Annotated in this window: 15 protein-coding genes; 6 read left to right on the forward strand and 9 right to left on the reverse strand. The window is 67.3% G+C overall.

The features are described 5' to 3' along the window. Window positions 1-108 precede the first annotated feature (108 nt). From ACIRJR_RS02430 to trxA, 5 genes are all read left to right on the forward strand, one after another. A complete protein-coding gene (locus ACIRJR_RS02430; RefSeq protein ID WP_403772565.1) occupies window positions 109-1,809 on the forward strand; it encodes a serine/threonine protein kinase in 1,701 nt (566 codons plus the stop codon). A gap of 25 nt (window positions 1,810-1,834) precedes the next feature. Next, window positions 1,835-2,536: an RNA polymerase sigma factor SigM gene (gene sigM / locus ACIRJR_RS02435; protein WP_403772568.1), complete on the forward strand. Its 702-nt coding sequence runs from the start codon at window positions 1,835-1,837 to the stop codon at window positions 2,534-2,536. Then, window positions 2,533-3,441 carry an anti-sigma factor family protein gene (locus tag ACIRJR_RS02440; protein WP_403772571.1) on the forward strand — a complete coding sequence of 303 codons (909 nt, stop codon included), beginning with the start codon at window positions 2,533-2,535 and terminating at the stop codon, window positions 3,439-3,441. Before sigM ends, ACIRJR_RS02440 begins: the two co-directional genes overlap by 4 nt. A gap of 126 nt (window positions 3,442-3,567) precedes the next feature. Further along, a complete protein-coding gene (trxB, locus tag ACIRJR_RS02445; protein WP_403772574.1) occupies window positions 3,568-4,539 on the forward strand; it encodes a thioredoxin-disulfide reductase in 972 nt (323 codons plus the stop codon). Window positions 4,540-4,577: 38 nt separating this feature from the next. Continuing rightward, window positions 4,578-4,913 carry a thioredoxin gene (trxA, locus tag ACIRJR_RS02450; RefSeq protein ID WP_351273636.1) on the forward strand — a complete coding sequence of 112 codons (336 nt, stop codon included), beginning with the start codon at window positions 4,578-4,580 and terminating at the stop codon, window positions 4,911-4,913. 99 nt (window positions 4,914-5,012) lie between these two features. On the opposite strand, the gene ACIRJR_RS02455 is transcribed toward trxA, so the two are convergent. The 9 genes from ACIRJR_RS02455 to rpmH form a co-directional block, all read right to left on the reverse strand. Beyond that, complete coding sequence (locus ACIRJR_RS02455) at window positions 5,013-5,630, reverse strand: GNAT family N-acetyltransferase (RefSeq protein ID WP_403772579.1); 618 nt, start codon at window positions 5,628-5,630, stop codon at window positions 5,013-5,015. A gap of 307 nt (window positions 5,631-5,937) precedes the next feature. After that, window positions 5,938-7,038: a ParB/RepB/Spo0J family partition protein gene (locus tag ACIRJR_RS02460; protein ID WP_403772582.1), complete on the reverse strand. Its 1,101-nt coding sequence runs from the start codon at window positions 7,036-7,038 to the stop codon at window positions 5,938-5,940. After that, window positions 7,035-8,129, reverse strand: a complete 1,095-nt coding sequence (locus tag ACIRJR_RS02465) for a ParA family protein (RefSeq protein ID WP_403773775.1) — start codon at window positions 8,127-8,129, stop codon at window positions 7,035-7,037. Before ACIRJR_RS02465 ends, ACIRJR_RS02460 begins: the two co-directional genes overlap by 4 nt. Before the next feature lie 294 nt (window positions 8,130-8,423). Next, window positions 8,424-9,140 (reverse strand): 16S rRNA (guanine(527)-N(7))-methyltransferase RsmG, encoded by a 717-nt coding sequence (gene rsmG / locus ACIRJR_RS02470; protein WP_403772585.1) that lies wholly within the window; start codon window positions 9,138-9,140, stop codon window positions 8,424-8,426. A gap of 99 nt (window positions 9,141-9,239) precedes the next feature. Beyond that, a complete protein-coding gene (locus ACIRJR_RS02475; protein WP_403772588.1) occupies window positions 9,240-9,749 on the reverse strand; it encodes a protein jag in 510 nt (169 codons plus the stop codon). A gap of 14 nt (window positions 9,750-9,763) precedes the next feature. Beyond that, entirely contained in the window at window positions 9,764-11,032 is a 1,269-nt protein-coding gene (gene yidC / locus ACIRJR_RS02480; RefSeq protein WP_403772591.1) for a membrane protein insertase YidC, read from the reverse strand. Between the two features lie 3 nt (window positions 11,033-11,035). Next, window positions 11,036-11,395, reverse strand: a complete 360-nt coding sequence (yidD, locus tag ACIRJR_RS02485; protein WP_403772595.1) for a membrane protein insertion efficiency factor YidD — start codon at window positions 11,393-11,395, stop codon at window positions 11,036-11,038. Continuing rightward, entirely contained in the window at window positions 11,392-11,763 is a 372-nt protein-coding gene (gene rnpA, locus ACIRJR_RS02490) for a ribonuclease P protein component (protein ID WP_103760660.1), read from the reverse strand. The genes yidD and rnpA overlap by 4 nt, the downstream gene beginning before the upstream one ends. Before the next feature lie 18 nt (window positions 11,764-11,781). Then, complete coding sequence (rpmH, locus tag ACIRJR_RS02495; protein WP_014047156.1) at window positions 11,782-11,919, reverse strand: 50S ribosomal protein L34; 138 nt, start codon at window positions 11,917-11,919, stop codon at window positions 11,782-11,784. Between the two features lie 381 nt (window positions 11,920-12,300). Here rpmH and dnaA point away from each other — a divergent pair, with 381 nt between their 5' ends. Then, window positions 12,301-14,094, forward strand: a complete 1,794-nt coding sequence (gene dnaA, locus ACIRJR_RS02500) for a chromosomal replication initiator protein DnaA (protein ID WP_403772598.1) — start codon at window positions 12,301-12,303, stop codon at window positions 14,092-14,094. Window positions 14,095-14,170 lie beyond the last annotated feature (76 nt).

Consider the following 14,170-nt stretch of genomic DNA (forward strand, 5'->3'; position numbering starts at 1 on the left):
GCGGGGCACCGCGTGTCGTGCATAGCGCCGGAGTGTGGGCACAATTGGCGTGACTGTGCAGGGCTGGCTGGCTGGCATCGCGCAACGGATGGGGAGGCAGGAACGACGGTGGCGGAACGTAGCACGGCTGCTGTCGACGTGGCCGACAACAGCGGCGACGAGCCGCTGACCGCCAAGGCGGACGCGGCCACGACCGACGGGACGGCACAAACCCAGGACGCGGAGGGCACGAGCGCCGAGGACGCGGTGACCGGGCATGACAGCTCGGACGCCGTGCCGGCGTCTCCCGATCTGCACAGCGGTCACAAACTGGCACGACGCTACCGCCTCGAGGAGTGCGTCACCCGGCTGGACGGATTCAGCAGCTGGCGCGCTGTCGACGAGAAGCTGCGGCGGGCGGTAGGCGTCCATCTGCTGCCCGCCGACCACCCGCGTGCCCGCTCGGTGCTGGCCGCGGCCCGCTCCTCCGCCCTGCTCGGCGACCCCCGCTTCGTCCAGGTCCTGGACGCCGTGGAGGAGGATGACCTCGTCTATGTCGTCCACGAGTGGCTCCCCGACGCCACCGAGCTCACGGCCCTGCTCTCGGCCGGTCCCCTGGAGGCCCACGACGCCTATCAGCTCGTGAGCCAGATCTCCCAGGCCATGGCCGCCGCACACCGCGAAGGGCTCGCGCATCTGCGCCTCACCCCCGGAGCGGTCCTGCGCAGCTCGACCGGCCAGTACCGGATCCGTGGTCTGGCCGTGAACGCCGCTCTGCGCGGCATCACCGCCGATCAGCCGCTCCGCACGGACACCGAGGCCATCGGGGCGCTTCTCTATGCCGCCCTGACCCGGCGCTGGCCCTACGAGAGCGATGCCTACGGCCTGTCCGGGCTCCCCAAGGACCTGGGGCTGATCGCCCCGGACCAGGTACGCGCGGGCGTCCACCGCGGTCTGTCCGAGCTCGCCATGCGCGCGCTCGCCAACGACGGCGCCACCGCATCGCGGCAGGAGCAGCCCTGCACCACCCCGGACGAGCTCGCGAAGGCCGTCGCGGCCATGCCGCGGATCCTCCCCCCCGAGCCGGTCTTCACGGCGCCACCCGAGTACCAGCGCACGACGTACCAGCAGGGGACGTACGGGCGCCCGTCAGCGCGTCCCACCTCAGCCACGCAGCCGGTCATCACAGCCCCTCCGGCGCCTCTTCAGAGCCGCACGGGCAAGGTACTGAAGTGGGCGGTGTCCGCGCTGCTCATCGCGGCCCTGGGCCTCGGCAGCTGGCAGCTCGCAGAAACCGTTCTCGACCGGCGCAAGGACTCGGGCGACTCGGCCCCCACCCAGACCACCGAGGACAAGAGCGACGACAAGAGCGCTGTCGCACCCAGCAAGCCCGTCACCATCGAGGGGGCGCAGGACTACGATCCGCTCGGCGTGGACGGTTCCGAGAAGCCCGCTTCGATAAACAACGTCTACGACGGGGACACCAGCTCCTACTGGAACACGGACGGCTACTTCAGCGCCGATTTCGGACGCCTCAAGGAAGGCGTCGGGGTCGTTCTCGACCTCGGCAAGGTCCAGCAGGTGGGGAAGGTCGACGTCTCCTTCCTCGGTGGCAGCACCGCCGTCGAACTGCGGACCACCAAAGACTCGTCCGTTCCTCAGATGCCCGACGGATTCGGCAAGGTCGCCACGGGATCCGGAACAAAGGTGGCCCTCAAGCCCGACAAGCCCGTGCAGGCAAGGTACCTTCTGGTCTGGCTGACCAAACTGCCTCCGACTTCCGACGGGAACTACAGGGGCAAGATCTCGGACATCAAGGTCACCAGCTGACGGCATCAGGGGAGGGGGCTCACTGTTGGACGACGCCGGATTCGCCGACACCAGCGACCAGGACCTCCTGGCCCAGCACGTCGCAGGCGACCCCGATGCCTTCGGTGAGCTCGTACGGCGCCACCGTGACCGGCTCTGGGCCGTGGCCCTGCGCACGCTCGGCGACCGGGAGGAGGCCGCCGATGCCGTACAGGACGCCCTGGTCTCCGCGTTCCGCGCGGCCCACACCTTCCGCGGCCAGTCCGCCGTCACCACGTGGCTGCACAGGATCACCGTCAACGCCTGCCTCGACCGCGCTCGCAAGGCGGCTTCACGCAGAACCGCGCCGGTGGACGACGCCGAACGGCTGGATCAACTCCTGGAGCCGCACGAGTCCGCCGAGGCTCCGGCCGAGCGGCAGGACCTCCACCGTCAGCTGATGGCAGCCCTCGCCACCCTCCCCGCCGAACAGCGCGCCGCCCTCGTCCTCGTCGACATGCAGGCCTACCCCGTGGCGGAGGCCGCCCGCATCCTCGATGTGCCGACCGGCACGGTGAAAAGCCGCTGCGCCCGGGGCCGGGCCAGACTGCTGCCCTTGCTGACCCACCTGCGCAGCAGCAGAGGGGGAGCCAAGGACAGCAAGGAGAGGAACCGGACGCAGGGGGCATCCGTCCCACCTGCGTCAGGACCACGAGATGCAGATGACGGCGACCCTGCCGCGGTAAAGGGTGGAGGTGGGCTCGCATGACAGACACGGCCGACACGGCTCGACACCCGGACGTCTCGGAGATCTCCGATCTCACCGAAGACCTCATCGCTCCGGCCCGTGAAGCAGCCCTTCGTCGTCATATCGAAGCCTGCGAAGAATGCGGCAGCGTCTACACGTCACTGGAAGAGATCCGCTCCCTCCTGGGGGGGACTCCGCCGCTGCTTGACGAGCCGATGCCCGAGGACGTCGCCGCCCGTGTCAACGCTGCTCTTGCTGTGGAGGCCGCATCTTCCCCCGAGGCAGCAGCAGTCTCTGTTTCACGTGAAACATTCGACCCGCCCGCAGAGGGCGGTGCCGCACTCCGCCCGGCCGGTCGTCCTCGCGGGGCCACCGGCCCCGGTCGGAGTCCCTCCCGCCGTCGACGCCGCGCGCTGATCCTCGGAACCGCCTTCGGTGCGGCGGCCGTCGGCATGAGCGTCTTCCTGCTGCAGACCCTCCAGGGCTCCCAGGAGTCGGCGAGTTCGATGGCCGACAGTGGAGCCAGCTCCGCACAGAAGCGCCAGGGAGAGTTCTCGGAAGGCACGCTGGAGGGTCAGGTCCGCGTACTTCTGAGCCGAGCGACGGCTTCTGAGGCCCCGAGCAGCGATCCGGGCAAACCGCCCTTGAACACCAAGTCGTCCCCCGAGAACATGTCACCCCGCACCCCGTTGCGTGCGCCGATCGTGGATGTGCCGCCCTGCGTCCAGAAGGGCACGGGCAGGAGCACTCCCGCCTTGGCCGTGGAGGAGGGCAGCTACGACGGAACCGCTGCCTTCCTCGTCGTCCTGCCGCACTCGACCGACCCGAGCCGCGTCCAGGCGTATGTCGTCGACGCAGCGTGCGTCGATTCCGCGCCCGCGACAAAGGGACAGCTGCTGCTCACGCACTCCTACACACGCCCCTGAGGACCGCGCCGGGAGCCGGGCCGGGATTCCGGGAATGCATGCCCCGTAGGATCCGTTGGGTGGGGTGAGAGTCGTGGAACCGACCCCAGTAGGCAGCAGGCAGTCCGCAGAGACGAGGAAGAACCCGTGAGCGACGTCCGTAATGTGATCATCATCGGCTCCGGGCCGGCTGGTTACACCGCCGCCCTGTACACCGCTCGCGCGTCCCTGAAGCCGCTGGTTTTCGAGGGCGCTGTCACGGCCGGCGGTGCGCTGATGAACACCACCGACGTGGAGAACTTCCCGGGCTTCCAGGACGGAATCATGGGCCCCGAGCTCATGGACAACATGCGCGCCCAGGCCGAGCGCTTCGGTGCCGAGCTCATCCCCGACGACGTGGTCTCCGTGGACCTCTCCGGAGACGTCAAGACCGTCACGGACACCGCGGGCACAGTGCACCGCGCCAAGGCGGTCATCGTCACCACCGGGTCCCAGCACCGCAAGCTCGGTCTGCCCAACGAGGACGCCCTTTCCGGACGCGGTGTCTCCTGGTGCGCCACCTGTGACGGCTTCTTCTTCAAGGACCAGGACATCGCCGTGGTCGGTGGCGGGGACACCGCGATGGAGGAGGCGACCTTCCTCTCCCGGTTCGCCAAGTCCGTCACGATCGTCCACCGCCGTGACTCCCTGCGTGCCTCCAAGGCCATGCAGGAGCGCGCCTTTGCCGACCCGAAGATCAAGTTCGCGTGGGACAGCGAGGTCGCCACGGTGCACGGGGAACAGAAGCTCTCGAGCCTCACCCTCCGCAACACCAAGACCGGCGAGACCTCTGAGCTTCCGGTGACCGGCCTGTTCATCGCTGTCGGCCACGACCCCCGCACGGAGCTCTTCAAGGGCCAGCTGGACCTCGACGACGAGGGTTACCTCAAGGTCGAAGCGCCCTCGACGCGCACCAATCTCAAGGGTGTCTTCGGCGCCGGCGACGTCGTCGACCACACCTACCGCCAGGCGATCACCGCGGCCGGGACCGGCTGCTCGGCTGCGCTCGACGCAGAGCGCTTCCTGGCTGCGCTCTCCGACGAACACCTCGCCGAGCCGGAGAAGACCCCGGCAGTCTGACCGCATCCCCCCACACCCACACCCCTAAGGAGGCCGCCGTGGCCGGCGCGCTGAAGAACGTAACTGACGACTCCTTCGATGAGGACGTCCTGAAGAACGACAAGCCGGTACTGGTGGACTTCTGGGCGGCATGGTGCGGTCCGTGCCGCCAGATCGCTCCCTCGCTGGAGGCAATCGCGGCTGAGTACGGCGACGAGATCGAGATCGTCAAGCTCAACATCGACGAGAACCCGGCCACCGCGGCAAAGTACGGCGTGATGTCGATCCCCACCCTCAACGTGTACCAGGGCGGCGAGGTCGCCAAGACCATCGTCGGTGCCAAGCCGAAGGCCGCTATTCTCCGCGACCTCGAGAACTTCATCGTCCAGAAGTAGCAGCTGACGGTTTCACGTGAAACGGGCCCACCCTCCGGGGTGGGCCCGTTCTGCATGTTCCCCGCCATGAGCCTCGCATGTTCCCCTCAGACGCGACTTTCAGAGAGGCCGCAGCGCCGGCTCCTTCTGCACCGCACCCAGCAATCTGTCCAGTGCCAGCTCGACGTCTTCCTTCCAGGAAAGCGTCGTACGCAGCTCGAGCCTCAACCGCGGATGAACGGGATGGGGGCGCACGGTCTTGAACCCGACCGCGAGCAGGTGATCCGCAGGCAGCACGCAGGCCGGTTCTTTCCACCGGGCGTCGCCGAAAGCCTCGATCGCCTTGAAGCCTCGGCGCAACAGATCCTTGGCCACCGTCTGCACCATCACACGGCCGAGCCCCTGGCCCTGGAAGCCCGGCACGATCAACGCGGTCATCAGCTGCACGGCGTCAGGGGAGACAGGGCTCGTGGGAAACGCCGTGGAGCGGGGTACGTACGCAGGGGGTGCGTAGAGAACGAAGCCGGCCGCGACATCATCCACATAGACGACCCGCCCGCACGAGCCCCACTCCAAGAGCACGGCGGAGATCCAGGCTTCCTTCTCGGCCTCTGGTCTGCCTTCTTTTACCGCAGCTTCCCCGCTGACCGGATCAAGTTCCCAGAAGACACATGAACGGCAGCGCCTGGGGAGATCGGGAAGGTTGTCCAGTGTGAGCGGTACAAGCCGTCGCCCCATGTAGGCGGTTCCTCACTTCCTTCGCCCGCCGCATCACGTGCGGCTGCCAGCGCACTCCGTTCACGGAACAGGCTGCCGACGAAGCCTCCGACAGCACCAAGCCCCAGCCCGACTGTCACCAGGTGGCCGCGATTCACTGATCGCACTGCCCCCGCCTCCTCTGAGGTGGATCACGGTGGTGGATACGCCATACCAGAACGCATCGTATCCACCCAGAGGTGATGGGGATACCGAGAGACGGCAAAGGGCGGGCCGAGTTCCCGGAGAACTTCCCGGAACTCGGCCCGCCCTTCGACGCCCGACGGACTCAGGCCTCGTCAGCCTCCGCCTGCTCCTCTTCGACACTCCGCTCCAGCACTCGTCCCTCACCAGGGGCAAGGCTGCCGAGAATGCGGTCCAGATCCTCCATCGAGGCGAACTCGACGACGATCTTCCCCTTCTTCTGCCCGAGGTCGACCTTCACGCGCGTCTCGAAACGGTCCGAAAGACGCGACGCCAGATCGGTCAGAGCCGGTGAGACCCGACCGCCGGCGCGGGGCCCCCGGGGCTTGGCCGAACTCGTGGGTTCGGATCCGAGAAGATTCACGATCTCCTCGACGGCACGCACCGAGAGCCCCTCGGCCACGATGCGGTGAGCCAGCCGGTCCTGTTCCTCGGAGTCGTCCACCGACAGCAGCGCCCGCGCATGCCCGGCCGAGAGGACCCCTGCCGCGACCCTGCGCTGGACCGGCGGGGAGAGCCGGAGCAGACGGAGCGTGTTCGACACCTGCGGACGGGACCGTCCGATCCGGTCCGCCAGCTGGTCATGGGTGCACTTGAAGTCCTTCAGCAGCTGGTCGTACGCCGCTGCCTCCTCCAGAGGATTCAGCTGTGCCCGGTGCAGGTTCTCGAGGAGCGCGTCCAGGAGTAGTTTCTCGTCGTCAGTCGCACGCACGATGGCCGGGATGCGCTCCAGGCCGGCTTCGCCGCAGGCCCTCCAGCGGCGCTCACCCATGATCAGCTCGTAGCGGTCACCGGCGACCTGGCGCACGACGACGGGCTGGAGGAGACCGACCTCCTTGATGGAGGTCACCAGTTCCGCCAGAGCATCCTCGTCGAAGACCTCACGAGGCTGCTTCGGGTTGGGCGTGATCGACTCCAGGGGAATCTCAGCGAAGTACGCCCCAGCAGAATCGGTCTGCTCCGTAGCAGGCGCCTCTTCGCCAACGGGAGAGCTCGGCTCCGGCACCAAGGCGCCGGAGGGGAGCGCGGCCAGTTTCGCCGCGGCCACCCCCCGCTCGGCGGTGAGTACGGGAGACACACCAGCCGCGCCGGCACCCGACGCAGGGCTCGCGATCTGCTTCTCCTGCGGAGCTGCGGGAATCAGCGCACCGAGTCCACGCCCCAGCCCTCTACGACGCTCACTCACTGCATGCCCTCCGAATTGTTCTGCTGGCTGTTCTGGATGCCCGTGTGGGCAGGCTGCCCCGCAGAGGCGTGCTGGGCCTCGTAGTGCACCCCAACACCTCTCAGCGCGATCTCACGAGCCGCCTCGAGGTAGGACAGGGATCCACTGGACCCCGGGTCGTACGTCAGGACCGTCTGCCCGTAGCTGGGCGCCTCCGAGATCCGAACGGACCGCGGGATGCTGGTCCGCAGCACTTCCTTGCCGAAGTGGGTGCGCACCTCCTCCGCGACCTGCGAGGCAAGCCTGGTCCTGCCGTCGTACATGGTGAGCAGGATCGTCGACACGTGCAGGTCGGGGTTGAGATGCCCTCGGACCAGATCGACATTGCGCAGCAGTTGTCCGAGACCCTCCAGTGCGTAGTACTCACACTGAATCGGGATGAGTACCTCTGCTCCGGCCACGAGGGCGTTGACCGTCAGGAGACCGAGCGAGGGAGGACAGTCGATGAGGATGTAGTCCAGCGGCTGGTCATACGCCTGGATCGCCCGCTGCAGCCGACTCTCCCGCGCCACCAGCGACACCAGCTCGATCTCCGCACCGGCGAGATCGATGGTCGCTGGGGCGCAGAAGAGACCTTCAACGTCTGGTACGGGCTGCACCACTTCGGAGAGAGGCATGCTCTCCACCAGGACGTCGTAGATGGAGGGGACTTCCGCGTGATGGTCGATCCCCAGAGCCGTGGAGGCATTCCCCTGCGGGTCGAGGTCCACCACCAGTACGCGCGCACCATGCAGTGCGAGCGATGCGGCAAGGTTGACCGTCGAGGTTGTCTTGCCCACACCGCCCTTCTGGTTGGCCACGACCATGACGCGTGTCCGGTCCGGCCGTGGCAGCCCCTCACCGGCGCGGCCAAGGGCCTCGACAGCCAGCTGAGCAGCACGACCAATGGGTGTGTCGTCCATCGGTGGCGGTGTTTCACGTGAAACACCGTCCCCCAGGGACTCGGTACGGGGACCGGGGACCGGATCGGTCATCGGTCCCGCGATGTTGGCGTCGGACCGCAAGGATTCACTCTCCTCGACTTCAGGCTCGCAATGAACAGAGCCTGCCATGCTTTCGGGGTCGTGAACCAGCGAGGCCGACTGTTCTGTGGATGAATCCGGTTCTGTGGACAACTCGGCAGCCCTTACGGGCCTACGGTCGCGCGGCGCGGCAGCCGCACGACCGCGACCGATGATTCCCTGCAGCAGAGAGCGACGTTTCACGTGAAACACGATGCCTCTGCAGTACAGCGGCGGGCTCCCGACACTCCGCAGGCGGCGCATATCGCTGCTTGCATGGAGCATCTTCACGAAGAAGCATCAAGCGCCCCAAAGACCAACAAAAGAGCTATGTGGAGCTCTCGCTCAACGGCGCCGCCGGGTCCGGCCCACTCGTGCAGCCTTGGCGCGCTTTGCGGCGAACCTCACACCACCCGGACTCTCCCCGACGACCACACGCACGACAGTGGTCGCTGGATCAACCAGCCCCTCGCCGACGTGCAGCACCTCGGTCTCCACCACACCGAGCTTGCTCAGGGCGGCACGAGCCCCCTGAATCTCCTCCTCGGCCGTCCCGCCCTTGAGGGCCAGCATCTCTCCGTAAGGGCGGAGGAGGGGCACTCCCCATCCGGCGAGCCGGTCGAGCGGGGCAACGGCCCGGGCGGTCACCACTTGAACAGGCTGAAGCGTTCCGAGTACCTCTTCGGCACGCCCGCGGACAACCGTCACATGATCCAGCCCCAGAAGCTCGACGACCTCCTGGAGGAAATTCGTGCGCCGCAGCAGTGGCTCGAGCAGCGTGATCTTGAGGTCGGGACGCACCAGGGCGAGGGGAATCCCCGGAAGGCCGGCCCCGGACCCGACATCGCACACCGTGACACCCTCGGGAACCACCTCGGAGAGGACCGCGCAGTTCAGCAGGTGCCGTTCCCAGAGCCGCGGCACCTCGCGAGGACCGATCAGACCACGCTTGACGCCCGCGTCCGCGAGCAGCTCGGCATACCTGACAGCCTCTGGGAAGAACTCACCGAATACCGTCTGCGCCTCCTTGGGCGCCTGAGGGAGCACTGCTTCCTCCGTCACGGGGACCGTCCTTCCGTACCGCACTAGCACGCTGACTATCAGGCTGACAAAGATCGGCCCCGCCTGCGAACAGACGGGGCCGACAGTACAAGGATCCGGTCAGGCCGGCAGAACGACGACGAAGCGCTGCGGCTCCTCGCCCTCGGACTCACTGCGCAGACCCGCTGCCGCGATCGCGTCGTGCACGACCTTGCGCTCGAACGGCGTCATCGGCTCCAGCTTGACCGGCTCGCCCGAGCTCTTGACCTCGTCCGCGGCCTTGGCACCCAGCGCGGCGAGCACCTCACGCTTCTTGGCACGGAAACCGGCGATGTCCAGCATCAGCCTGCTGCGGTCCCCGGTCTCCCGGTGCACGGCCAGGCGCGTCAGCTCCTGGAGCGCCTCCAGCACCTCACCGTCACGGCCCACGAGCTTCTGCAGGTCACGCCCCGATTCGCTGATGATCGAGACCGCGGCCCGGTCCGCCTCCACATCCATGTCGATGTCGCCGTCGAGGTCGGCGATGTCGAGCAGGCCTTCGAGGTAGTCCGCTGCGATCTCCCCCTCCTGCTCGAGGCGGGTCAGAGTGTCGCTGCCCTCAGCGGCCGTGGTGATGGTGCCGTCCGTCACGGATGGACTCCTTCTTACTTCTTGGACGGGTGCTTGGGCCGCTGGGGACCCTTGCGCTGTCCGGACTTGGCTTGGCGTGAGGAGCCGGACGCGGCGGGCTTGTCCGCCGTCTTCGGCTTGTCGTCCTGCGGTGCGGCCTGCTTCTCCAGCGACGTCTTGGACTCCGCGTCGGTGGATCCGGAGTCCTTCGCCGCGCCGGGGTGCGTGGCAGCGGTGTGACGCTTCGCCTTGGTCTGCCGCTTCGGCTGCTGGCGCTTGGGAGCGGTACCGCCCTCGGCCTCGAGCACGGCGGCTTCGCTCTTCGCGACCGTCCCGTCCTCCTGGGCGGCGAGACCGAGCTTGCTCAGGCCGGTGATGAACTTGCGCTCGATGTCGTTGCGGTCGGTCCCCTTGGCGACGACGCGCTTGACCGTGTTGCGCCGCGTCCTGCCGCGGACCTCGCCGTGCGAGGTCACACTCTTCAGCAGCCGGGTCAGGTACTGGTCCTGCGCCTTGCTGCCGGGAGTCGGGTTCTGGTTGATCACGTACATCTGCTGACCCATGGTCCAGACGTTGGTGGTCAGCCAGTAGACGAGGACACCGACGGGGAAGTTGATGCCCATGACGGCGAAGATCACCGGGAAGATGTACATCAGCATCTTCTGCTGCTGCATGTACGGGGTCTTGACCGTCAGGTCCACGTTCTTCGTCATCAGCTGGCGCTGGGTGAAGAACTGCGACGCGGACATCATCACGATCATGATCGCGGTGACCACCCGGACGTCGGTCAGCGAGGCGCCGAGCGCCGAGACCTTCTCTTCGCTGTCCATGAACTTCGCGGCCAGCGGGGCACCGAAGATGTGTGCCTGCCGGGCGCTGTCCAGCAGCGGCTGGTCGATGACACCGATCGTCTTGCCCGAGGCGATGGCCGAGAGCACGTGGTACAGGGCGAAGAAGAACGGGGACTGCGCCAGGATGGGAAGGCACGAGGAGAGCGGGTTGGTACCCGTCTCCTTGTACAGCTTCATCATCTCTTCGGACTGACGCTGCTTGTCGTTCTTGTAGCGCTCCTGGATCGCCTTCATCTTCGGCTGGAGCACCTGCATGTTCCGGGTCGACTTGATCTGCTTGACGAACAGCGGGATCAGACAGATCCGGATCAGGACCACCAGGGACACGATGGAAAGGCCCCAGGCCCACCCCGTGTCATCGCCGAAGAGCGCTCCGTAGAGCTTGTGGAACTGGACGATGACCCACGAGACAGGTGTGGTGATAAAGCTGAACAGACTGGCAATCGTGTCCACTAATCAGGCTCCTTGAGCATTGGGCGAGGTCTCTGTGGCCGGGCTCAGAGGTTCGGAGACCGACCCCCCGGGAGGCACATCGGCGGCGGAGTCCCCGCCCTTGCCACCACGCACACAGCTGCGCAGCAGTTCGTGCCAACGCGGACGTTTGCGTGGCGGTACGTGATCCACGCCGCCGGGTGACCACGGATTGCACCGCAGGATGCGCCATGCGGTCAGCGCTGTTCCCTTGATCGCACCGTGCCGGTCGATCGCCGTATATCCATAGTGGGAACACGACGGGTAGTACCGGCAGACGGGCCCGAGGAGCGGGCTGATCGTCCACTGGTACAGCTTGATAAGAGCCAGCAGCGGGTACTTCATCGCGCGCCCCCTCCCAGAAGCCGCTGAAGGGCGGCGTCCAGGTCTCGGGCCAGCTGTGCATGGTCGGCGTCACCCGATCCGGGCAGCGCTCGTACGACAACAAGGCTACCGGGGGGCAGCTGAGGAAGCCGATCGCGGACCAGATGGCGAAGCTTCCGCTTCACCGCGGTGCGAACGACCGCTCCACCCACTGCTTTGCTGACAACGAAACCCGCACGCGGCGGGGGAACACTCTCCCCTGTCACGTGCGGGTCCGTAACACCGCTGCGTAGATGTACGACGAGTAGCGGGCGTCCGGCCCGACGTCCCCGGCGTACAGCGGCTGCGAAGTCCTCGCGCCGCCTCAGCCGATTCTCGGTAGGCAGCACGTCATGACCTGGCCGCGATCAGGCGGACAGGTTGGCGCGACCCTTGCCACGGCGGTTCGCGAGAATCGCGCGGCCGGCACGGGTACGCATACGCAGGCGGAAACCGTGGGTCTTGGCGCGACGACGGTTGTTCGGCTGGAAGGTGCGCTTGCTCACTCGGGGGCTCCAGAAATGATTCGTGTGTTGGCGGGACATCGCCTGGCTGTCACCGTGCGCCCACGAGGAACTCGCGTAAACGCCTTAGTGCACCGCTTCACAATCACAGATCGTGATCTTTGCCCATCGGAGGCAGGCGGCAGCAGCCATCGACAACTCGACCTGGTCACGGTACGCGCGGCTGCGCCATTCGGTCAAACCGGCTCCGCGCCACCCCGTGCTGTACACAGCCTGTGGACAACAACTTGAACCTCGCGGGTCGGGCTGACTACCGTGGCTGAACTCCGGTTCTTTTCCTTCCCCCCTGCCGGGCCTCACCCGACCCGACCCATCCCGTCCCGAGAAGCACACATTCGTGGGACATGCGAGAGAGCGTGCCTTGTGGCTGACGTACCTGCCGATCTTGCCGCAGTGTGGCCACGAGTGCTGGAACAACTCCTCGGGGAGGGCCAGCAGGGCATCGAACCGAAGGACAAGCAGTGGATCGAGCGCTGCCAGCCTCTGGCCCTCGTCGCCGACACCGCACTGCTGGCCGTGCCCAACGAATGGGGCAAGCGCGTCCTGGAGGGCAGGCTCGCGCCGCTCATCAGCGAGACGCTCACCCGTGAGTGCGGGCGGCCGATCCGCATCGCGATCACCGTCGACGACTCCGCCGGCGAGCCCCCCGCTCCGCTCGCGCCCCCCATGCACCAGTCGCACCAGCCTCCCCAGGGGCAGCCGCCCCATCGCTACCAGGGGCCCCCGCGTGACGACCCTCCGCACAACGACGGTTACGACAACTACGGCCCCAGGCCCTCCGACGACGGTATGCCGACGGCCCGCCCGGCATACCCGGACTACCAGCAGCACCGTCCCGAGCCGGGCGCCTGGCCCCGCGCCCAGGAGGACCTGTCCTGGCAGCCGCGGCACGGCGGATACCAGGACCGCGATCCGTACGCGAGTCCCCGGCCCCAGCAGCCCCAGCACGACTACCGTCCGCAGCAGCCCGAGCACCAGGGCTACGAGCAGCAGCGCGACAGCCGCGACCGCCACGATCTGCAGGACCAGCAGCCCCAGCACCGCCAGGGCGGTCCTGGTACCGGACGGACCGGCGGCGGCCCCATGGGCACGCAGTCGGCACCGCCGCCGGGAACCGGTGAGCCGCACGCCCGGCTGAACCCCAAGTACCTTTTCGACACATTCGTCATCGGCGCTTCCAACCGCTTCGCCCACGCGGCCGCGGTGGCTGTCGCCGAGGCCCCCGCGAAGGCGTACAACCCCCTCTTCATCTACGGGGAGTCGGGGCTCGGCAAGACCCACCTGCTGCATGCCATCGGGCATTACGCGCGCAGCCTCTACCCGGGCACCCGGGTGCGGTACGTGAGCTCCGAGGAGTTCACCAACGAGTTCATCAACTCGATCCGCGACGGCAAGGGCGACACCTTCCGCAAGCGGTACCGCGATGTGGACATCCTCCTGGTCGACGACATCCAGTTCCTGGCGAGCAAGGAGTCGACGCAGGAGGAGTTCTTCCACACGTTCAACACGCTCCACAACGCCAACAAGCAGATCGTGCTGTCCTCCGACCGGCCGCCCCGGCAGCTGGTGACGCTGGAGGACCGGCTGCGCAACCGGTTCGAGTGGGGCCTCACCACCGACGTGCAGCCGCCGGAACTGGAGACGCGCATCGCGATCCTCCGCAAGAAGGCGGTGCAGGAGCAGCTCAACGCCCCGCCCGAGGTGCTCGAGTTCATCGCCTCCCGTATCTCCCGCAACATCCGTGAGCTGGAGGGCGCGCTGATCCGTGTGACGGCCTTCGCGAGCCTCAACCGGCAGCCGGTGGATCTCGGTCTGACCGAGATCGTGCTCAAGGACCTGCTGCCGGGAGGCGAGGACTCCGCCCCCGAGATCACCGCGCCGGCCATCATGGCGGCGACCGCGGACTACTTCGGACTGACCGTCGAGGACCTCTGCGGATCGTCCCGCAGCCGTGTCCTGGTGACGGCGCGCCAGATCGCCATGTATCTGTGCCGCGAGCTGACGGATCTCTCCCTGCCCAAGATCGGCGCCCAGTTCGGCGGGCGTGACCACACCACCGTGATGCACGCAGACCGCAAGATCCGCGCGTTGATGGCGGAGCGGCGCTCCATCTACAACCAGGTCACGGAGCTCACCAACCGCATCAAGAACGGCTGACGCGCAGGCACAGCAGCCGGAGACAACCGCACAGGCGCACTCAGGGCGCCCCGCCGAGGACCGGACGACGGCCTCC

Source organism: Streptomyces sp. NPDC102402 (assembly GCF_044765765.1).
In the GTDB taxonomy this organism is placed as follows: domain Bacteria; phylum Actinomycetota; class Actinomycetes; order Streptomycetales; family Streptomycetaceae; genus Streptomyces.